Raw genomic sequence first — 20,378 nt, forward strand, 5'->3', positions numbered from 1 at the left:
ACTGTGCTGTCTGTGCTGGCAGTTTCTGGAAATTGTTGTTTTCCTCTATACCTGATGGTTTTGAAAACTGTTTTGCAAGATCCTTGTATGATGATAATTTTTCCTTATTGAAGAACTGGTTTCTTAGAATATAATTTACCTGATTATATAGGTTCTTTGATACATGGCACATTCTGGATATTACGCCATTGTCACGGATAAAGATCTGTTCAGTTCTCATCGTTTTCATAGCCTATCTCCATTGAACTTTTCCTCCTTTTTGAATACATTTTCATTGAATAGCAATGAAGCATTGAAATTATATCCTCAAATATTTCCTCCGAATCCAGCTTTTGATTGCCTACTTCAGATACAACGACTGTTTCTGTGCCGTATTTCTGGAATAAATATTTAAACAAGTCAAAACCTATTCTGCTTAACCTGTCCTTGTATGTTATTATCACCTTTTCAACCCTGTAGTTTATGATCTCATCAAGCATATCAAAGAATCCCTTTCTCTTATCAAATGATATACCAGATGCTATATCTGAGTATATTGCATTTATCGTATAACCATTCATAAAACACCACTGCTTTAACTGCTCTATTTGATTGTTTAGATCGTTTTTCTGTTTTGTTGATACCCTTGCATATATGACTGTTTTTCTCTTAACGTCCCTATTTAATAATTTGTAAATATCCTCATCATTGTAGCCATAATGCCCATTGGGCATAACTGTGAACCTTATCTTCCCCGTTGAGGCGTATACATGAAGCGTCTTTCATGATATTCGTAGCAGATTTAATACCTCATTTGCTTTCATAGTTAATAATATAATACAGTATTTGTATAAATAGTTATTAGAATTACGGATTATATCGCCATGTTTATGACCCATCGCTTCATGCATAGATATGAAGGAGTACGAAACTGAGACAAAGGGCGGCAAGATAGAGAAGCGTGTTTTCATTGACTCCGGTTCCTTCGTAACATACGGATACGAGACGGATGGGAAGATGGACAAGAAGATCAGGCTGGTCCTCAACGGCAGGAACGGGAAGAGATCCTACTTCATAATACCGACAGGAAACAAGCGCAATTTGGCTATTGATGCCGATTACGAAGACGATGTCTTCGTGCTCAAGGACGGCCAGGCTGTTCGTGTACGGGATCTGTTCGGCGAACGTTGAACTGAACTTCGCCAATTTTTAAATACCTCCAGCAATTCCATAATCTATGTCAGGTATAGTTACCTACGGTTCCTACATACCCAGGTATCGAATAAAACCAGATGAGATAGCGAGGGTGTGGGGCGAGAACCCAGAACACATAAAGAATGGCATATACATACTCAGCAAATCGGTGCCCGCACCGGATGAGGATGTGGCCACCATATCCGTTGAGGCGGCAAGGAATGCACTCAAGAGAAAGAAGATCAATCCCAAGGAGATCGGTGCAATATACGTCGGTTCCGAGTCGCATCCCTATGCGGTGAAGCCAACCGCAACCATCGTTGGATCCGCCATTGGCGTTGATTTTTCCCTTTTTGCAGCTGATTATGAGTTCGCATGCAAGGCCGGAACGGCTGGAATGCAGAACGTGAAGGCCATGGTGGATTCTGGCATGATAAAGTACGGACTGGCCATAGGCGCAGATACTTCGCAGGGGGCGCCTGGAGATGCTCTGGAATATTCTGCGTCAGCCGGCGGCACCGCGTTCATCATAGGAAAGGACGATACCATAGCGGAGATCAATTCAACGCTCTCAGTGGCATCGGATACCCCTGATTTCTGGAGGAGGGAGGGCCAGCCATATCCAAGCCACGGCGAGAGGTTCACCGGCGAACCCGCCTACTTCAGGCACGTCGTAACTGCGGCCAAGATGATGATGGAGCGCATGGAGACCCAGCCCAAGGACTACGACTACGTCGTGTTCCATCAGCCAAATGGCAAGTTTCCCACAAGAGCCGCAAAGATGCTGGGTTTCGATGAGAAGCAGTACAAGGACGGCCTTCTGACACCGTACATAGGAAACACATATTCAGGTTCGATGATGACCGGCCTCTCCTCGATACTGGATGTGTCGAAACCAGGCGACCACATACTTGCCGTTTCATTCGGTTCCGGAGCTGGATCCGATGCCTTCGATATAACGGTGACCGACAGGATAGAGGATATGGACAGGAACAGGGCACCGACCATAAAGAAGATGCTCGAGAACGTGAGATGGGTGGATTACGCCATCTATGCAAAGTTCAAGAAGAAGATCATAGTGGGTGATGGTATTGAGTGAAGTTTACATAATAGGCGCAGGTGAGACAAAATTCGGCGAACTTTGGGACAAATCGCTCAGGGACCTCGCGGTTGAGGCGGGTCTTGAGGCGATAAAGGATGCAAATATCTATTCGAGGGACGTGCAGATGCTCTATGCGAGCAACAGCCTCGCCGGAACGATAAACGAACAGAGCAACATAGCTGCCCTCGCTGCGGATTTCTCCGGAATTGCGGAGACGCATGTACCTGCTGTGCGCGTCGAGGCGTCCACGGCGTCTGGAGGCGCGGCAGTGAGGGAAGCGTACCTTGCAATAAAGTCCGGAGAGTACGATGTGGTGATGGTCGGGGGCGTTGAGAAGATGACTGACATATATGGTTCGGAGATCATCGATGTGCAGTCATCCATACTGGACAGGGAGTGGGAGAGCTTCAACGGCGCAACGCCTGCAGCACTGGCCGCAATAACGGCGCGGAGATACATGCACGATTTCAAGGTGCCAAGGGAGGATCTCGCCATGATAGCGGTCAACGACCATGCGAACGCGTCCATGAACCCTGACGCGCAGTACAGGAATAAGATAACGGTTGATCAGGTACTGAAGAGCGATCCTGTTGCGGAACCGCTCAACGTGTTCGACTGCTCTCCCATATCAGACGGTGCTTCGGCCATCATTCTTGCATCGGATGAGTACCGCAAGAAGAACAGGCTTGACGGTATAAGGATAGTCAGTTCGGCCATGTCTGAGGATTATCTTGCGCTGCACAGCAGGAAGTCAATATACACGCTTGAGTCAACCAGGATAGCGGGGAAGCAGGCGATCGACAGGGCTGGAATAAAGAGGAATGACATTTCATTCGTCGAACTCAACGATTCGTACAGCATATACGGCCTCATTGAGCTTGAGGATCTGGGCTTCGCTGAGAAGGGCAAAGGACGGGATCTTCTGAGCGAGATAAAGATAGACGGAAGCCTTCCAGTAAACCCCTCAGGCGGGCTGAAGGCGAAGGGGAACCCGCTGGGAGCGACAGGCGTATCACAGTTCTACGAGGCCTATCTGCAGCTGAAGGGCAAGGCCGGGCAGAGGCAGGTGAAGAATGCGAGGTATGGTATGCTGCACAATATGGCAGGAACAGGGGCGACATCGGTCGTCCATATAGTGGGTGAGTGATAATGGGACAGCTGTCAAGATTCTGGAGGGAGAGCGAGCACAGGTACAGGCTCCTTGGCACCAGATGCGATAACTGCGGCAGGGTTTACTTTCCGCCAAGGGAAGTTTGCCCCACATGCCACAGGGAATCGATAGGAAAGATGAAGGATCTGGAGCTTTCCGGTGAGGGTGTTATAGAGAGCTTCACAGTGGTTCATGAAGCTCCGCCGAGATTCTCCAGGCAGAAGCCCTACGTTCTGGCGCTGATAAGGACGGAGGAAGGGCCAATGATAACCGGGCAGATCGTAGACTGCGATCCCTCAGAGGTCGAAATAGGAAAGCATGTCCATGCGGTGTTCAGGCGCATGGGAGAGGATGGGGACACAGGCGTGATCGTGTATGGCTACAAGTTCGCCCTAGACTAAAACAATTTTTTCTGATTTTTTATTTCGTCTATTATACGCCCTACAGTGGACCAGTGCATGCGCACTATCTTCTCCGGTTCTCTAGCGTTTTTCAGGAAGCCATAAAGAAATTCGATGGTTCTCGGATCCGACGGATATCCAGATCCGAAATCTCCATATTTCTCATGAAGCTTGTCTATCTCAGCGTCGCGCAGCACCTTTGATACTATGGAGGCTGCAGATACGGCTGGAAAGATGGCATCCGCCTTATGCCTGCACACAACCTTCTTTCCGGATCGACGCTCTATAGCCTCCTGAGCCCTCTCCTCTATGACATCGTAGCAGTCTATGTATACGGTTGATTCTGCATACTCAAGAAGTTCGATTATTTCGTCCTCCTCGATCTTGTTCAGCGATTCCATTGACATCATCCTGTTTATTTCCTCAGGGCTGAGGATCCTGTATCTCACATGGCATCGATCCATTATTGATTTGAATATTTCGGATCTACGCTTCCTCGATAAAACCTTTGAATCCTTAACTCCAATACCTTTCAGGAACTCTGTATCGCAGCAAACGATCGATATGACCATGGGCCCTATAACCGGCCCACGCCCGGCCTCGTCTATCCCGCACTGTATCTCGGCTTCCATCTGCGGGATGTATAACATCGATAATTTTAAAGCCTTGTAGAAATTCACCTAGATGAGGGCCGGTAGATCAGCGGTAGATCGCCTGCTTTGCAAGCAGGAGGCCTCGGGTTCAAACCCCGACCGGTCCATTCGTCATAATACTAAAAAGTAGCTGATTTACGTGTTTCTCTTACTAATAGGAATATATGATTCTGACATCCTCTCATCCCTGAAGGTCAGAGCTTTCTTGCTCTTTTTTCTTTAAATTTTAAAGTCTATCATGAATCATTATCTTTATCATATATTACTAGTCCTTATTTTGTCACTTGTAGTTCTAATTATCAATGTGATGACATTCAACTCAAAGAATGTCACCGATTATCTGTATCTATTTGATCTCACCTATGCAATAGGGAACAGAACTCATTTTGTTACAGTATGCATATTCCAATAGTGGAATTTATCAGAAGGATGAGGTGTCAGGAAGATATTATACGCTTAGACCATTAAGAAAATGATCAATCCGTTCATTAAACTATATCTCAATAACTTGAATTCCAAGCCTCTTGCATTTATTATACAGTATTTTGTCAAATGTTACCAAAGGCACCTTTCTTGAATGTGCATCATATGCTATTATCCAGTCATTGAAATCTCTGAAGCTCAGATTGTTTTCAACCATGAACGCGGTTACCTTCTCAATTGTCTTTCCAGAAAGCCAGGATATGGTAAAATATCCACTATGCAATAATTCATCAATCTTCTTTCTAACATTATCATTATCTATTCCGTATCTGGGAAGCACAAAACCAAGTTCAACAATTGAAAGCGAACTTATTATGGGGTCCCCGAAACTGTCGATAAGCTCACTCGCCCTTGTATGATGCGGCGAATTCTCTATGGTATCATACACCAGAACATTTGTGTCTATGAACACTCTCATTTGTTGTTCCCATCCCATCCAGCCCTTATCTCACTGTCTGCGTCAAGTGATGAAAGATTTTCGCTGACCTTGAAAGTTATTCTACCCTTCCTTTTTTCTGTAGGGTTTATGCTGTTCTTGAGACGTTGATTGATGATTTTAGAAATATTCTTTGTACTGCCGTACTTTTCTATAGATTCCTTAACTATTTCTTCATATATATCTTCATCAAGGTTAATGGTGGTTTTGACCATGATTATGAATCACCATACCATATAAACATTTTACGGTTAACTTTCTTCTTTATATTGAGTCTTTATAGTTCATCATAAATCATAGTATTCGCTTAAAACATTGATCAAATCCCGACCGGCCCACTGCCTTTTATTCAATGACTTTTGTCACATATACATATAAACCATCGTTTTCCGGTGATGAGCATCGATTATGCGTTGAAAGTATCGCTGAAAACAGATACTAGATTAATAAAAGTGAGCTATTCCTCAGCTGAATCTTCGATTTCTCCTTTCATCGAAGAGACCTCTGCCTGTCCGGACATACGTAAAAGCCATATATCGCTATAACCACAGGTGTGAATTCGGATCTCATCGATCCCGCTCAAGCATCGTAAACTTGTTTATCGTGGATGATACAAAAGAATGTGGGAAGACAATTTATAAATATATTCGTTGAGGGGAGTCCGTGTATCTCTTGTCCGAAGAAGGAGAATTATTGCTTCCCACAAACCCCTAGCCTTTCTATAAAACTGATCTATGGTTTCATATTTGAAAAACGCCAGATTTAACCCGATTCATAGGTAAAATAGAAGTCAGGTGTTAATTGAATGAATTAATTTTTCAATCATAGCCGCATCGATGGAGCGATTCTGAAAATATTCTGAAAAAAGGATATGTTAAACGGCAACATAAATTATTAGCTGCTGCTATTGCGTTGATAAAAAGATCTATGAGGAGATGGCCTCAAGCGATCTGTTCTTTGTCTCCTCACCGAATATCAATGTTATCAGGAACCCCAGAAATCCCACAACAAACAGGATCAATTCCATGGGAATGGCACCATAGAGCTTAAGGGTGATTGGGAAGACCACAGCGGATATGATGGCTCCAACACGGCTTATGGCGGTGCCTGCACCCATGGCTGTTGTTCTTATGCGCGTAGGGAACAGCTCAGATACGAAAATTCCAGTTGTTTCTCCTGTCCCGCCTGCATTGGCAAAGTAGAATATTGCGAACATTGGAAAGAGAAGCAGTAAGGGCGGTTCCTTACTTATGACGATTGCGTATAGTGCCAAAAGCAGCAGAGCTAGACCCTGCGCGAGAAAAGTATATTGCTGCCATTTCTTCCTTCCGAAGCGATCGGCCGTGAAAACGAAGAACAACGTTCCGGTTATGCCTATTATGTATAGAATCAATGTGAGAAGAAGAGATCCGGAATGCGTTGTGTAATGGAGCTCAAGAAGAAGAGTTGCAGTGTATATGCCTATTCCATAAAATATGAGATCGTTGAAAAACCAGGAGGTGAAGGTGAAGAATGCCCTTCTGGAATACGATGGTTTTGCATACCTATCGTCTGGAATGGATTCATCATTCCCAGCCGACACACCAAGCTTTTTCTCTATATCCGCGATCTCCGATTCATCCTTCTTTTCCACAGCGAACCTGGGTGTTTCCTCTACATTTCTTCTGAGTATTAGCACTATTATTGCCGGTATGGCGCCGGCAGCAAGCAGGTAACGCCAGGAAACACTGCCATAGGGAAGAAGCACTAGACCCAGAAACACGGCTACAGCCCCACCGATCCACCATGACATGAGATCAGTCCCGAGAAGCTTGCCCCTACCTTTAACCGGGCTGTATTCGCCGATTATCGAGAGCGTCAACGCATAATCCGCACCTATGGCGAGACCAAGAAGGGCCCTGAATATTATAAGTTCAATGGCGTTTATCGATATTGCGCTCAATATGGCGAATAAGGCGAAGATGAGCATATCCCATTGGTATATGAGTTTACGTCCTTTGAGATCGGCTATGAAACCGAATACAGCACCGCCTATCAGCTGGCCGATTATTGTTGCAACACCGATTATGGCTGATTCCGCTACACCTATATGAAATAGCGGCCCTATGAACAGGAGAGCCGGACCTATCACAAGAAGATCGTAGCCATCCAGAAAATAACCCATATCGGAAAGCGCTGTTATCAGATAATGATATTTCTTGATGCTGAGGGCATCAAGTTTTTTAAGAAGATTATCCTGTGCCACACTATTCTAGACCAACGTATTATATCTTTTTTTCCATATAGAGATATATAGGGATAAATGCAACACCATTAATGCAACACATGTGAGGTCTTCCATACTAACTAGTATTTCTGAAACAAAAAATGATTTTGAAGTATGAGGGTGGGATATTCTTTCTTCCATACTAACTAGTATTTCTGAAACAAATCCCTTAATCCCTATATAAGGCATCGGTGGATGCGATACCTTCCATACTAACTAGTATTTCTGAAACAATATATGTGTAGATATATCAGATATGCCCATTGAAGACTTCTTCCATACTAACTAGTATTTCTGAAACTACTTACAAGGTTTTTGCCACTCAATAATGATGATAATTTCTTCCATACTAACTAGTATTTCTGAAACGTCTCAATCCGGCTCCTCCTTCCGAAGAGATCGAATACTTCCATACTAACTAGTATTTCTGAAACATGACATTTCATACTGCCTATAATCTGCTGTTACGGTTCTTCCATACTAACTAGTATTTCTGAAACCAGCCGGTCCTCACGGTAACAATGAGGGAGCTTGAAGAGTCTTCCATACTAACTAGTATTTCTGAAACTACCAGAGAGAAAGGCTTAAAGATTACGAGGAAGTCTCTCCTTCCATACTAACTAGTATTTCTGAAACTGATAAATATAGCCAATCATAGAATTAAAACAGAAACAGAAACTTCCATACTAACTAGTATTTCTGAAACCGGTGGCTGAGTTCATTGCTGTTTATCTAATATATCTACTTCCATACTAACTAGTATTTCTGAAACGAGATTTTTAAAGGATAGATAGATGCGATATTCTATCTCTTCCATACTAACTAGTATTTCTGAAACAGACACAATAAGAACTTTGATAGGGACTTTGCCGTTATACTTCCATACTAACTAGTATTTCTGAAACCCAGACAGTGTTTGGTATTTCGCGTTCAGAGCGTTGTCTTCCATACTAACTAGTATTTCTGAAACAATCTATGACTTTGAGGATATCATCCTGCTCATTTGCCACTTCCATACTAACTAGTATTTCTGAAACTTCAGGCGACAAAAAAATGCAGACAACGCAGCCGCACAAGTTCTTCCATACTAACTAGTATTTCTGAAACTACTTACAAGGTTTTTGCCACTCAATAATGATGATAATTTCTTCCATACTAACTAGTATTTCTGAAACCCGTTGTCTATGATCTTATTTCTATACTGTATATAACGATTTCCAATATGTTTTATGTATTTATAGCATGAATAATTATATAATGTATATAAGATACAATATTAATATGGTATAATACGATATCTACCAACGAAAGAATTGAAAATTTCGGTAAGCCTCATTTTTTGACTTTGTTTAAATACCCTTACCGACATTTTCTTATATAAATAAATTATGTAGCGATAGTGACACAAATCCACGAACATACCATTGCTCAATGATCTACGGATTATGTAGTGCATCATATAACGTTTAGATCCCTTTTCTCCCCTATTATGAATCTATCAACATATCCCTTTGTCTTGAATTTATATAATATTACAGAATCGCCCTCTTCCAGCCGCTCATCTAAGCCTTCCATCATCTCGTTCAACAGCGCATCCGTTATTTCCCCCTCAAAAACACTGTTCTGCACCCATATCAGATACCTCTTCAGATATTTGTTGATCTTAGAAACCCTCTTCTCGTCAACATCATAGACTAAGATGGCGTACATCAATCCCACATCCTGAACGATCGGTATCTCTTGCCTTCCGATACATGATGCAACAGTTTATAGCATTCCTCTCCAATTATGGTTTCATAAGTTGCGTATCCATTTCCAACCTTCAGGCTTGACTCCATCCTGTCTCTATATGCTGAGACGAACTTGTTCCTGCCGGTATCGTTGAGGTAAACACCACCATCCCGTTCTTCGAAGTCGCCATCCTTCATTATTCTATTGTTTACCAGATAGGCCACAAGCCTCTCAACTATCACTGGCTTGAACACATCAGCTATATCCAAGGCCAACGAGAACGATCTGTCAGATGGCTCATGCAGAAAACTTATGGATGGATTGAGTCCTGATGCGATTATCTTCGTAAGAACTGAGGAATAAAGCATTGCGTTGCCGAAAGAAATCATCGCATTGAGGCTGTCCGGTGGTGGATGGAACTGCCTCTTGAAACTAGGATAGCCCTTGAATATCTTAGGAAATGATGAGTAATAATCAGACCATATGTTGCCCTCCACACCCAATATGGAATTTATGTTGTCCTTCTTGATCGCATAGGATCTTATTCTTTCAATTATGCCGCTTATGGCCCCATCCTCGTTGTAATAACGCAGATTCCTGATTATGTTATGGCGTATACCTTCGACCATCTCAGCGGCGATATCAAGCCTATCCCTGCTTGAATAAGCCATTGCCTGCTTTACCGTATTCATGCCTATTTCATTCTTTGATATCGGGACTATGGATGACATGTATGTACCGTTGGGTCTGAGTATGTGCACGATTATGCCGATCTTAGAGAGATAATCGAGGGCCCATGAGCTGAGGCTCACCTTACCGCTTATGATTATATCCTCCACGTTCAGAACTGGAAGGTGCTTCTTGAAATCCTTGCCTATGAAGACCAGGGTGTCGCTCTCGCGCTCCACCGACCCATCCTGAGTTATGTAGAAGGTATATTTCATGTCCCTACTGAAGCAGGTCTCTTATGATTTCGCCGAGCTCCTCGGGATATACCCTACTCTTATCCTTGAATATAAGGCCAGATTTCACGTATGCGTCTATGGTGGAATCCAGAACGCCGCTATCCTCGATCGGAATACCGTTGAGGAGCCTCTTCAACATTTCTATTTCATCCCTTGGAAGGCTGATAACGGGCAGTTCTATGTAGGATAGGCTCTCTGGATCTGGATAGAAGACAGGATCGTACAGTTTCTCATCCTTACGATATCGCTCAGTCGCGGTCTTTTCATCTACATCTCTGAAATCCTTCATGATCTCGTCCTTTATCTTCTCGAAGTTCTCATTATAATTCCTCACATCTTTGTTTATGACGTTGTAAACCTTGCTGATCCCAGCCAAACCAGCATACATGGACATGACTATGCCCTGTATCTTTCTCCCACCTGTCACGTTGAGATATATCCTGTCCGAACCATGATTCCTCGCATCACCTATGGCATTCACAAATACCCTCAGGAAATCCTTGAGGGAATCGTTATCGGTTATGTCCTGATACCTTATCATGTGTCTATGAAACCTTATGTTTCCATACCGCGATCTGATGGCACCAATAACGGCATTTACACCCGCTTTTATTTCCTCGTCGTCGGTGAATATCAAGCTGACATCGAAGAGCTTCTCATCCGTATTCCTTAGATACCAGAAGACCTCGCTAACCACCATCGGTGTGGTGCCCACCGTACATATGAGCAAAGATCCCAAACTGATCACCGCCTTATAATGAGCTGTCCAGGCCTCTGACTGCTCTGCGTGAACCACATCGTATTTGCCGGCTCTGCTATGAATTTAGAGACTGCCATTGCCCTAGCACCCCTGTATCTCCCAAGCGTTATGATCGGTCCTTCCTCGATCTTATTTGAGATCCCTGCCCATTTCTGGTCTATATATTTTATGCCCTCTATCATTTTATTGTAAGCATCATTTTCATCATTTATTTCTTTAAAGAAATTTTCGAACGGGAAAGGTTTAGGATCAGAATCTTCACTTTTATCATATTTATCGAGAAACGTAATCATCTCAACTCTGTCGTAAAGAAATTCGCCTTCAAACTTGCCCGATGTCAGGAAGACGCCCACGTTTGGTATTCCTCCCTTTACATTTGCGTTATTCCTCCTCTCTACGGTCATTATGGATAGTTTGTATTCTCCAACAGGCATGAAGTCAGAGAATCTGAAGGCACGGCCAAGGGCATATGAGTATATTAGGGTACGGTTCCCACTCTTAACCTTCAACTGTGCCTTCTTTATCAAATCGTATATTTTATCCAGATTGGCTTTGATCGCATGGCCATCAGCGGAAGAAGATATGGCCGCCTGAACTATGATGCCGGTCAGCATCGCCCCCTTCACGCTGGATCCGGGTATATAAGGTTTTTCATTGCCCGGGAAACCTGTATGTGCATGAACGATTATATTGCCCTTGTTCCTGAAGTCCTTGGATTCCACCTTGACGTTATCATATATGATCGAATCTGAAACCTTGTCCTTAACTTGCTCCCAGAATTTATTTATCTTTTCATTCAAATTTGTAACATCTTCGTTCTTTGATTTTTTTATTAAGTCTTCCAATAGGCTTTTCATTTTTTCTAAATGCTCGAGGGGCATTGTCGAAATTGCGCGATATACATCGTATATACTCGCTCCATTTTTCCCCTCGAAGACCTCAAAGGTCGTTCTATTTATGCCATCCCATATAAGAATGGGTGTATTTACCTCAAGCGTTATCTTCATCTTCTAACCTCCAGGGCCATCAGATTGAACGGAAGCAATCTCTTCACTCGCCCGCCTCCAATCGGTATTGTCTTCCCATTCACCGGACCTTTTAGGAAAAGTAGCGAGCCTTCGGTAATGGGACGAACAAACCCGAACGAGGATCCATCCCCATTCAGTCCAGATATGATACGCGTTCTGTAGTAGGATCTCTCAAAATCGATCATGCGTAGCTCTCCTTCGGCCGGCACGAAGAGTGATAGGGACATATAGTAGGCGTTCCCGGAGACGCCCGTCTGAAGATGATCTTCAAACTTCTCAAACGTAAAGCGGCCGTAGCCAGCGGATCGCCGACCGGAAAGACCTTCCTTCTCCAAGTCTTGCAGCGCGATCTCGGTTTCATCCTCCCATTTTGTGCGTATATGAACCCAGAACTTTCCATCCCGGGCGTAGAATGCAAAATGCCTGGCAAACACCTTTGTCTCATTTGCATATATTTTGTTTCCATAATAGACAAATGGTTCCACGACCATGCCCTTGGCCTTACTTTCGCTTTCATTATTTTTAGACGCCTGCCTTATCTCTTCCAGATCCCCTAAGTTTATCTCGACGTCGTTTTTCATTATCTCCCTTATCCTTTCCAGCGGAAGATACCTGGGCAGACCCTTTCTGTTCCTCATTAGATCCCTGAATTCTTCTTCTGATACGTCTGCTCTAATGTACATCAGAAGGTTCGAGATGGGAAGCAGTATCTCATCCTTTGGACCCATTGGAAAAGGGCTGGAAGCTATAAGCGAACCATCCTCGCATGCTCTACGCACCTCATCGGCATCCACGCCACGGAGGATCAGCCTGCTTATCAATGCACCAGTTATCTTCATGGAATCCAATACCGTTGAGGCCGTCCTCATCTGCATTTTTATGGCGAATTCCGGCATGATGGCACTACCTGCCTTGAATCTCCTCTACGTGGATCCTTCCGTATCCCCGCGATCCGCTGCCACCCAAGTAACTTTTCTCCAGAAGGTCTATGCCTTCTTTGAGAAGTTCGATAAGGTCTTCTTCTTTGTCACCTTCGAAAACGTTTATACCTATCGTACCTTCGAACCTCAGTTGCGGTACTGCACGCTCAATGAATCGGGGATTGGCCCTACCAGTCCCTCTGTTTATAGAATTTTCCGCCTTTATCTCCGTGCCAAGCCTGTAGTATCCCTGTTCCCTTTTCACCAGCTCATTCATAGTATCTTCGCTGAGGAAAAAATCGCTGAATGAGAACCTTGTATAGACGAAATCCATCTGATGAGAATTGTCTCCTCTTGGGCAACCAAATGCCTCTCCGATCAATTTCTTTTTTCCATTCAAATTAGCTTTGCAGCTCACCATATCAGGATCCTTCAAGTTATCGAAATCCCCCTTGCTGAAGTACTTAAGTTCAAGAAGCGAGCGCATCCTTCCTTTTATGGATGATCCCGGTATATACGGGACCTCATAATCCCTGTCTTTCCATCGGATCTCAACGGTAATAACGGGTGAATCCGCCCCGCCTATGCCAACCTTCTCCTGTCCACCGCCTATGTGCATTCCGGTTCTAAGCTCTATCGAGTAATGTTTCACCAATATATCTTTAAGCATCGAATCAACCATCCCTATCACCTCTATTGTTTTTCCTTTGAATAGGCTATAACCGCCTGAAAAACATCGGAAAATCTATCGAGTCTTTTCACCAAATCATCGTCGCTACCGTCTATGACAGCTTTAATCATTTCCTGTAGCTTTTCTATAAAAGGTTCCGCATCTCTTGCGTTTCGCAAAGAATACTGCAGAAGAGGTATCATGATTGCAAGTTTCGCCTTTATCTCATCTCTGTTTGCTTTCTGATTGTTTACGACGCTATCCCTAAGCGCGACTATCGGATCGTAGAATTTGCGTAGTTGAGTCTTGGTTATTACTGGTGACCGCACTAAATTTTTAATATCGCCATTCGAACCAAAAATTTCAACTATTTTCGATGTGTCTCCTTTCTTTATATAATCTATAATATTCCCTACATTGCTCTGACCTTGGTAGTTTCCACCAAATTGCTGTTTATTATTCCTTGGGTTATTTCCCATCATCAACATCACCATCCGACTTCTTGTTGTACAGCGCCGAAAGGGACGCTGCCACCTTTATATATTTAAAAACTTGTTCATTCAATATTTTTTCCCTAAACTCTTCCATCTTATGGCCGCATTTCTGTTCTTTCCAGTTTCTGGTCAGGTAATAGTACAAATAAGGATCGGGCACCTTTATCAACGTTCCTTTACAGATGTGATCCACGTAAGGGTTGTAGTCGTTCAAGGAGTTTAAAAAATATGGGAAGCCATGCGAAATGTGCTTGCAGCCAACTATGTATTCATTGATAATCTTCGCAACCTCATTCTGTTTCGACAATTCATTCCATGGCAAAGTTGTATCAAATATGGTTACAGCATCCTTTTCACTTCCATTCTTCTTGAATCCCTTAGACCTATGGAGGTATTCTTCCCCCATCTCTATGGCGTAGCGGATTGGCTTATCTCCCGAGAAGTTGAACATGCCTGCCGACATTGTCACCCTGTTGAGCGTCCAGCGTCTGAAGCTATCCCTCAGATCAATGGCGAATTCGACAGCCTTATCAAATCTGGCCACGGCGGTAACATCATCGCCCCCAGAATAAACTACATAGGTTTCATGCTTCTTTGCTATCTTATCCAGAACCGTTGAGAAGAACAGAGATGTGTATAAGCTGAGAGTTTCAAAGGTGCTTATCGTGTCCTTAACGAGACCGCCAGAGGATATGTAGCCGAAGTTGTCCACATCGCCCTTGAACAGGCATAGATCCTGAGAAATGGACTTAACTCCGATATCCTCGAACGTCTTAACTTTGCCATCTTTCTTTGGCGTATAATGCCCAACCAGCAACATCCTAGACACTTTGTCTCCAGATCTAAAGGGTTGTATATTCGGATCGAGGAAAAGAAACTCCCTAACGCCGCTGTCGTCCATTTCTCCCCCATAGGAGTACCGCTGTTTACCTATTTCAATGGTGAATACGCCTTTATCAGACAGGGTAATGAAGTTTTTTGATTCGCTCATCTTCGCAATCAGCGCTCCAAGATCCTCCTCTTCCTTGCATATCCTGCACTTACCATCGCTTTCCGAGTCTATTGGCCTTAAACCGCAAGCATTGCATAACCTCGAAGAACTTGGCGGTGTATAGAAATCTATACTCGAAGGATCATCGGAGAGTATCCCCCTCTTCCTCCTCTCGATCTCTATGGTCAATTCTGAACGCATCACTCTGAAGTTCTTCCGCTTCTCATTTGAATCATCACGAGGGAGATCCTCGAACCGTTCCCTGACCCAGCCTATGGCCATCCCAAGCCCCCTGTGATCCATGAACATTTTTTCGATTTCTTTCCTTATCTTTTTGAGCTTCTCCTCCGTATCGCTTTTTAGCGGTACAAGCATCAAAAAGCCACCAGAGCTCTGTGTTATGACGCTATAGAGACCTACATCGAGCTCCTTTCTTATATGCGCTATAACTGCGTCCACAAGCAGGTAAATGGAAAATGAACGGCCTCTGAACCTCTTTGCAGCCTTTTCGTCCGCGCCCTCTCCCGTCCCATCGTCTTCTGTCTTTCTGAAGCGAGAAAGATAGGCTTGTATCCCAGAGACGTCCCCTCCCAGCAGCAGAAACTCCCTCTCATTATGAAGTCTGGCATGGGCGATTGCGGCAGTAAGCCTGAGATGTGCCGAGAGCGATATCGTCGGCTGGTCATAATAGTATGCTGATGATACCGCCCATGTATATTGATCTATGAGTGTGACGAGGTTGTCTACAAAGGCATTCTTGTTCTCCTGTAGACTCAGATGCTTCAGATCTTCGCAGAGATCCTCATCGATCATTCTCAATGCATTGGTTGTGTTTTCGCTCGAATTCATCAATGTGGTGAGGTCCTTTTTCGAAAAATCCTTTAGGGAAAGAGTGGGCATGAGATTAATACCACCGCTCTGATTTTTATGATCCTTAATATAAGAATATATGCTCTTCAGGTGAACGTCGCTTCCGCCATGCTCCAATTTATCTTCATACTCCTCCCTATCATGGGAGGCGCTAAGCCTGTCGGATTCCTTCAGTATCTTTAACAGCCCCTCATCATCGTCCCTGTAAGACTTTTCGGAATGATGATTGGCGACAAGATCGATTATACGTTCTCTGTACTCGCCTAGAGACCCATTGAGGCTTTCCCTAAGCATCTCCTCTCCATGCGCTGCATGTTTCTTGTTTCGCCTGTATCTTGTTCGTATCTTGCCCACATCGTGAAGTAGCGCGGCACATGCTAGTATAAATTCATCCTCATCCATGGACATTCACCGGATTTAGAAAACCGAATCCCATACTAACCTTCTCCCCTATGCCTGCATCCATTAAGAACCTGTAAAAATCTATATATCTATAGCTTAGTCTCTCCTTTTTCAGCAACCTCCAGGTAGATCCTATAACGAAAAATTCCCTCCCCATCTTCCTTAGCCTCACCGATACCTCTTTGTTGAAGAGAAGCTTGTCGAAGATCACGTCTTCAAAGGTGAACCCAGTCTTTCCTGTGAACTGTATATACCTCTTGACAGCGTTCTGCTTCAAGCGCGTAAGGAAGAAGGATAAACTATCGTCATTTCTGATTGAAAAGTAAAGATTTTTTCTGTTATCCTTTGAAATAACGATCGGACTGCCAGTTATGAAAGCGTTTGGCCTTTTGTTCAGGTTGAACATCTTAAGGTCGGCCACATCCAGTCTCGATTCGCCTAGATATATGAAGTTGTCCTTGGATATGGCTTCAAACAGCATTTTTATCATGTCCACGTCGGGCGAAGAAATTATGATCTTCTTTTCATCTCCAGGCATCAATGGACCTGATGGAAAAAAATCGCTGAATGTGAAATATCTAAAACGGTTGCTGGCGTGCAGGTAATCGATGCCGGCATCCCTGAGCAGATTATGTATTAGGCTGTTCATATAATACTTATTGAATTCATCAGCCGGAATCTTGGTCTTTGAATTCAGCGTAATAATTATTCTGCTCACTAATAATCGATCTGTTTACCATATTTTAATCTTTCCATTATTTTATAAGTATAAATGAATATATTAGATTGAACATTGCATTTTGAATAATAGTATCTAGACACAACCCATTGCATCATAATTCTTCTTATAGACAGATATTTAAGTTTGACATTGATGTGTATTCATATATTCCATCAGATCTAGGATGTGGCATATACGGATCTGCGCTAATGTTCCTTTCCATCCTCGATGTTCTGATACAATCGCTATGATTATCTTGCCCAACATCGAGACGTTATTCGCATATCCATGAACACTTAAGATTTTCTTTATTCATGCGAATCTGACTCAGTATGCATTGTTCCGTACCTCTATCGCCGTTTTAGTTATCCGTCGCAACAGATAGCATGAATTCAAGAAAATGGCTAGGATGTCTGCACATCGCTTTATCTCTATCAATAGATCCGTTGTACTTAAGGAAAGAGTATTCTGATCCGGATGGACAGCCCTGAAGCATAAAGGCTTTCAGAGAACTGAAAATGGCTTCATATCTAAAAAGCGGTGAGATCCAATACTAATATATATTACTATATATAAATTCTAAATGGAATATGCTAAAAAACACCGGTGTGAAAATATCTAAAATATATCCCTGGCATCAGACATGACTTTGCAGTTTCTGCTAAGTCTTCTCTGGTCATGATCGACTGTTTTCCATCGAAAAATCCCATGTATAGTAGGGATATAAAGTAGGGATATTAAAAAATATATCCCTCCAATATCCCTCATATATCCTATTGGAAATACGGCATCAGCATTAAAAAGTATTGTAATTTAGGGATATATCCCAATATCCCTCGATTGATGCAATTTCGTCTCCAGACCACGCATTACCAATAGGCTATATGCAATCAATAATTTATATCCCCAATATAGCCTATTGAAAATACGGCTTCCGCGATGAAAGGTATGGTATCTAAGGATTTATCTTGTTACCATACCATTTATCCCCTTGAAAATACGACTTCAGAAGAAAAATATCGTTTATCCCATTGATAATAGGGCTCGAGCATTGAAATTGTCATTCATATGATCAAAAAAGACCACCTCCATACTAACTAGTATTTCTGAAACACACAGGATAGGTCAGAAGGAATCCGTCCTTATTCAACTTCCATACTAACTAGTATTTCTGAAACAATATAAAGATTATAACATCATTTATTCCAACTATTGTTGCCTTCCATACTAACTAGTATTTCTGAAACTTACGGATTATGGCGTGTATGCCTTCAACCGTATAACGGTTCTTCCATACTAACTAGTATTTCTGAAACTGAGTTCGATGCGTCTAACTATTGGGAGACGAACCGTCTTCCATACTAACTAGTATTTCTGAAACTAAAGAAACCGTGCAAAAGATTGCCACACTGACAAACAAACTTCCATACTAACTAGTATTTCTGAAACCTGCCTCAGCAAGTTGGGAAAGGATGGCGTTTTAAACCTTCCATACTAACTAGTATTTCTGAAACTTCACATCGTGGGCGACAGCGACTATTTTGTATACAATCTTCCATACTAACTAGTATTTCTGAAACATGTGGAAGGAAAAACGCAGGTTCCGACGGGCTACTACCCCTTCCATACTAACTAGTATTTCTGAAACTATCATCTGTTCGATCAGGATTTGAACGCGTGGTTTCTTCCATACTAACTAGTATTTCTGAAACTGGCATATCGCAATAATACATAATAGACCTGCATCTTTGCTACTTCCATACTAACTAGTATTTCTGAAACAGGTGAAAAAATGGTTGTGAGGATAGGAGAATACAACCTTCCATACTAACTAGTATTTCTGAAACATGTGGAAGGAAAAACGCAGGTTCCGACGGGCTACTACCCCTTCCATACTAACTAGTATTTCTGAAACATGAGATCGGGATGGCGAAGGTACCGACCCTGATATCACTTCCATACTAACTAGTATTTCTGAAACAGGTGAAAAAATGGTTGTGAGGATAGGAGAATACAACCTTCCATACTAACTAGTATTTCTGAAACGAAGTTTTCCATGAAACGGGGACTTCAATATTAAGTATCTTCCATACTAACTAGTATTTCTGAAACAAACGAAGGCGATGTTTTCATTGCCGCAATCGGCGGAACGCTTCCATACTAACTAGTATTTCTGAAACTGGCAGAATTTATAGCTGTATATTTGATCTATTTGAGAGACCTTCCATACTAACTAGTATTTCTGAAACTCGTATTAGCCTTCATCGCTAAATATATGACAAGGACGACTTCCATACTAACTAGTATTTCTGAAACGAGGAATAAAATGACTTTATATATTTTTGGAATAGAATCTTCCATACTAACTAGTATTTCTGAAACTACAGATTACTGTATCGGCTGACGTGAAGGAAGCCATACAGCTTCCATACTAACTAGTATTTCTGAAACTTTGCAGAAATGCAGACATATGATGACAGTGAATTTACCTTCCATACTAACTAGTATTTCTGAAACTGTTAGAAGCCGATGATCGGTATTACCAAGAAAATCTTCGCCTTCCATACTAACTAGTATTTCTGAAACGCGAGGTGGCCACAGGAACAGACGGAGCGCTTGGTCACTTCCATACTAACTAGTATTTCTGAAACTAGGCTCTGCAGTAAAAACTAATGGCTTTTTTAAAAACTTCCATACTAACTAGTATTTCTGAAACGGCATTAGAAACAGCATTTTTACACTGGGGACATGACATCCTTCCATACTAACTAGTATTTCTGAAACCGAAGCAATTGCGGTGAATATATCCCATTTATCGAAACTTCCATACTAACTAGTATTTCTGAAACTGGGTGGAAATAGCGAACCCGATTAAGAGTATAAAAACTTCCATACTAACTAGTATTTCTGAAACTGTTTATATACCATCAAGTATTTTCTGTATTGGGTAAGAATCTTCCATACTAACTAGTATTTCTGAAACAAACTTCCTTTTCGATGAAATCAACTACTTCCTCTCTTGTCTTCCATACTAACTAGTATTTCTGAAACCCGTTGTCTATAATCTTATTTCTATACTGTATATAACGATTTCCAATATGTTTTATGTATTTATAGCATGAATAATTATATAATGTATATAAGATACAATATTAATATGGT

At 42.4% G+C, this 20,378-nt stretch carries 17 protein-coding genes, 1 tRNA gene, 2 pseudogenes and 2 CRISPR repeat arrays; of the genes and pseudogenes, 5 read left to right on the forward strand and 15 right to left on the reverse strand.

The window, feature by feature from the left end:
* Together DMB44_RS08475 and DMB44_RS08480 are read right to left on the reverse strand one after the other, a co-directional pair.
* A pseudogene (locus DMB44_RS08475) lies at positions 1-229 on the reverse strand (RNA-guided endonuclease TnpB family protein); the annotation flags it as partial.
* Positions 210-803, reverse strand: a pseudogene (locus DMB44_RS08480) (IS607 family transposase). The pseudogenes DMB44_RS08480 and DMB44_RS08475, both read right to left, overlap by 20 nt.
* A 91-nt stretch (positions 804-894) precedes the next feature.
* Between DMB44_RS08480 and DMB44_RS08485 the strand changes: the two are divergent.
* Genes DMB44_RS08485 through DMB44_RS08500 form a run of 4 tightly spaced genes read left to right on the forward strand, consistent with a single transcriptional unit; the run spans position 895 to position 3,826 of the window.
* Complete coding sequence (locus tag DMB44_RS08485) at positions 895-1,170, forward strand: hypothetical protein (protein WP_110642724.1); 276 nt, start codon at positions 895-897, stop codon at positions 1,168-1,170.
* A 46-nt stretch (positions 1,171-1,216) separates the two neighbouring features.
* The gene (locus tag DMB44_RS08490; RefSeq protein WP_110642726.1) at positions 1,217-2,272 is read left to right on the forward strand and encodes a hydroxymethylglutaryl-CoA synthase; all 1,056 of its coding nucleotides are present in this window, start codon (positions 1,217-1,219) and stop codon (positions 2,270-2,272) included.
* Complete coding sequence (locus DMB44_RS08495) at positions 2,259-3,422, forward strand: thiolase domain-containing protein (RefSeq protein WP_110642728.1); 1,164 nt, start codon at positions 2,259-2,261, stop codon at positions 3,420-3,422. Before DMB44_RS08490 ends, DMB44_RS08495 begins: the two co-directional genes overlap by 14 nt.
* A gap of 2 nt (positions 3,423-3,424) precedes the next feature.
* Complete coding sequence (locus DMB44_RS08500) at positions 3,425-3,826, forward strand: Zn-ribbon domain-containing OB-fold protein (protein ID WP_110642730.1); 402 nt, start codon at positions 3,425-3,427, stop codon at positions 3,824-3,826.
* Here DMB44_RS08500 and rnhB read toward each other — a convergent pair.
* Entirely contained in the window at positions 3,823-4,458 is a 636-nt protein-coding gene (gene rnhB / locus DMB44_RS08505) for a ribonuclease HII (protein WP_110642731.1), read from the reverse strand. The genes DMB44_RS08500 and rnhB overlap by 4 nt on opposite strands.
* 56 nt (positions 4,459-4,514) lie before the next feature.
* Between rnhB and DMB44_RS08510 the strand changes: the two genes are divergently transcribed.
* A tRNA-Ala gene (locus DMB44_RS08510) sits at positions 4,515-4,586 on the forward strand.
* A gap of 386 nt (positions 4,587-4,972) precedes the next feature.
* On the opposite strand, the gene DMB44_RS08515 is transcribed toward DMB44_RS08510, so the two are convergent.
* From DMB44_RS08515 to cas6, 12 genes are all read right to left on the reverse strand, one after another.
* Positions 4,973-5,380 carry a PIN domain-containing protein gene (locus DMB44_RS08515; protein ID WP_161952122.1) on the reverse strand — a complete coding sequence of 136 codons (408 nt, stop codon included), beginning with the start codon at positions 5,378-5,380 and terminating at the stop codon, positions 4,973-4,975.
* A complete protein-coding gene (locus tag DMB44_RS08520; RefSeq protein WP_110642735.1) occupies positions 5,377-5,613 on the reverse strand; it encodes a hypothetical protein in 237 nt (78 codons plus the stop codon). Before DMB44_RS08520 ends, DMB44_RS08515 begins: the two co-directional genes overlap by 4 nt.
* A 710-nt stretch (positions 5,614-6,323) precedes the next feature.
* Positions 6,324-7,643: an MFS transporter gene (locus tag DMB44_RS08525; RefSeq protein ID WP_110642737.1), complete on the reverse strand. Its 1,320-nt coding sequence runs from the start codon at positions 7,641-7,643 to the stop codon at positions 6,324-6,326.
* Between the two features lie 89 nt (positions 7,644-7,732).
* A CRISPR array of direct repeats spans positions 7,733-8,839; the repeat unit is 28 nt; unit sequence CTTCCATACTAACTAGTATTTCTGAAAC.
* Positions 8,840-9,119: 280 nt separating this feature from the next.
* Positions 9,120-9,374: a CRISPR-associated endonuclease Cas2 gene (cas2, locus tag DMB44_RS08530; RefSeq protein ID WP_110642738.1), complete on the reverse strand. Its 255-nt coding sequence runs from the start codon at positions 9,372-9,374 to the stop codon at positions 9,120-9,122.
* Complete coding sequence (gene cas1b / locus DMB44_RS08535; RefSeq protein WP_110642740.1) at positions 9,374-10,339, reverse strand: type I-B CRISPR-associated endonuclease Cas1b; 966 nt, start codon at positions 10,337-10,339, stop codon at positions 9,374-9,376. The genes cas2 and cas1b overlap by 1 nt, the downstream gene beginning before the upstream one ends.
* 4 nt (positions 10,340-10,343) lie before the next feature.
* A complete protein-coding gene (locus DMB44_RS08540; RefSeq protein WP_153280203.1) occupies positions 10,344-11,099 on the reverse strand; it encodes a CRISPR-associated protein Csx14 in 756 nt (251 codons plus the stop codon).
* Positions 11,100-11,104: 5 nt separating this feature from the next.
* Positions 11,105-12,127, reverse strand: a complete 1,023-nt coding sequence (gene csm5 / locus DMB44_RS08545; RefSeq protein ID WP_110642744.1) for a type III-A CRISPR-associated RAMP protein Csm5 — start codon at positions 12,125-12,127, stop codon at positions 11,105-11,107.
* Positions 12,124-13,044 carry a type III-A CRISPR-associated RAMP protein Csm4 gene (gene csm4, locus DMB44_RS08550; protein WP_110642746.1) on the reverse strand — a complete coding sequence of 307 codons (921 nt, stop codon included), beginning with the start codon at positions 13,042-13,044 and terminating at the stop codon, positions 12,124-12,126. Before csm4 ends, csm5 begins: the two co-directional genes overlap by 4 nt.
* Before the next feature lie 7 nt (positions 13,045-13,051).
* On the reverse strand, positions 13,052-13,750 hold the full coding sequence (gene csm3 / locus DMB44_RS08555; RefSeq protein ID WP_153280204.1) for a type III-A CRISPR-associated RAMP protein Csm3: 699 nt from the start codon (positions 13,748-13,750) through the stop codon (positions 13,052-13,054).
* 11 nt (positions 13,751-13,761) lie between these two features.
* The gene (gene csm2 / locus DMB44_RS08560; RefSeq protein WP_161952123.1) at positions 13,762-14,220 is read right to left on the reverse strand and encodes a type III-A CRISPR-associated protein Csm2; all 459 of its coding nucleotides are present in this window, start codon (positions 14,218-14,220) and stop codon (positions 13,762-13,764) included.
* On the reverse strand, positions 14,207-16,495 hold the full coding sequence (gene cas10, locus DMB44_RS08565) for a type III-A CRISPR-associated protein Cas10/Csm1 (protein ID WP_161952124.1): 2,289 nt from the start codon (positions 16,493-16,495) through the stop codon (positions 14,207-14,209). Before cas10 ends, csm2 begins: the two co-directional genes overlap by 14 nt.
* Positions 16,488-17,213, reverse strand: coding sequence for a CRISPR-associated endoribonuclease Cas6 (gene cas6, locus DMB44_RS08570; RefSeq protein ID WP_110642754.1), 726 nt, complete (start codon positions 17,211-17,213; stop codon positions 16,488-16,490). The genes cas10 and cas6 overlap by 8 nt, the downstream gene beginning before the upstream one ends.
* A 1,088-nt stretch (positions 17,214-18,301) precedes the next feature.
* Positions 18,302-20,267: a CRISPR direct-repeat array (repeat unit 28 nt; unit sequence CTTCCATACTAACTAGTATTTCTGAAAC).
* Positions 20,268-20,378 lie beyond the last annotated feature (111 nt).

This window comes from Thermoplasma sp. Kam2015, from assembly GCF_003205235.1.
GTDB lineage: Archaea > Thermoplasmatota > Thermoplasmata > Thermoplasmatales > Thermoplasmataceae > Thermoplasma.

Excerpts from the sequence above, each read along its gene's own strand:
- DMB44_RS08485 (WP_110642724.1), top strand. The coding sequence starts at position 895 with ATGAAGGAGTACGAAACTGAGACAAAGGGCGGCAAGATAGAGAAGCGT.
- DMB44_RS08490 (WP_110642726.1), top strand. The coding sequence starts at position 1,217 with ATGTCAGGTATAGTTACCTACGGTTCCTACATACCCAGGTATCGAATA.
- DMB44_RS08495 (WP_110642728.1), top strand. The coding sequence starts at position 2,259 with ATGGTATTGAGTGAAGTTTACATAATAGGCGCAGGTGAGACAAAATTC.
- DMB44_RS08500 (WP_110642730.1), top strand. The coding sequence starts at position 3,425 with ATGGGACAGCTGTCAAGATTCTGGAGGGAGAGCGAGCACAGGTACAGG.
- rnhB (WP_110642731.1), bottom strand. The coding sequence starts at position 4,458 with ATGGAAGCCGAGATACAGTGCGGGATAGACGAGGCCGGGCGTGGGCCG.
- DMB44_RS08515 (WP_161952122.1), bottom strand. The coding sequence starts at position 5,380 with ATGAGAGTGTTCATAGACACAAATGTTCTGGTGTATGATACCATAGAG.
- DMB44_RS08520 (WP_110642735.1), bottom strand. The coding sequence starts at position 5,613 with ATGGTCAAAACCACCATTAACCTTGATGAAGATATATATGAAGAAATA.
- cas2 (WP_110642738.1), bottom strand. The coding sequence starts at position 9,374 with ATGTACGCCATCTTAGTCTATGATGTTGACGAGAAGAGGGTTTCTAAG.
- cas1b (WP_110642740.1), bottom strand. The coding sequence starts at position 10,339 with ATGAAATATACCTTCTACATAACTCAGGATGGGTCGGTGGAGCGCGAG.
- csm5 (WP_110642744.1), bottom strand. The coding sequence starts at position 12,127 with ATGAAGATAACGCTTGAGGTAAATACACCCATTCTTATATGGGATGGC.
- csm4 (WP_110642746.1), bottom strand. The coding sequence starts at position 13,044 with ATGCCGGAATTCGCCATAAAAATGCAGATGAGGACGGCCTCAACGGTA.
- csm3 (WP_153280204.1), bottom strand. The coding sequence starts at position 13,750 with ATGGTTGATTCGATGCTTAAAGATATATTGGTGAAACATTACTCGATA.
- csm2 (WP_161952123.1), bottom strand. The coding sequence starts at position 14,220 with ATGATGGGAAATAACCCAAGGAATAATAAACAGCAATTTGGTGGAAAC.
- cas10 (WP_161952124.1), bottom strand. The coding sequence starts at position 16,495 with ATGGATGAGGATGAATTTATACTAGCATGTGCCGCGCTACTTCACGAT.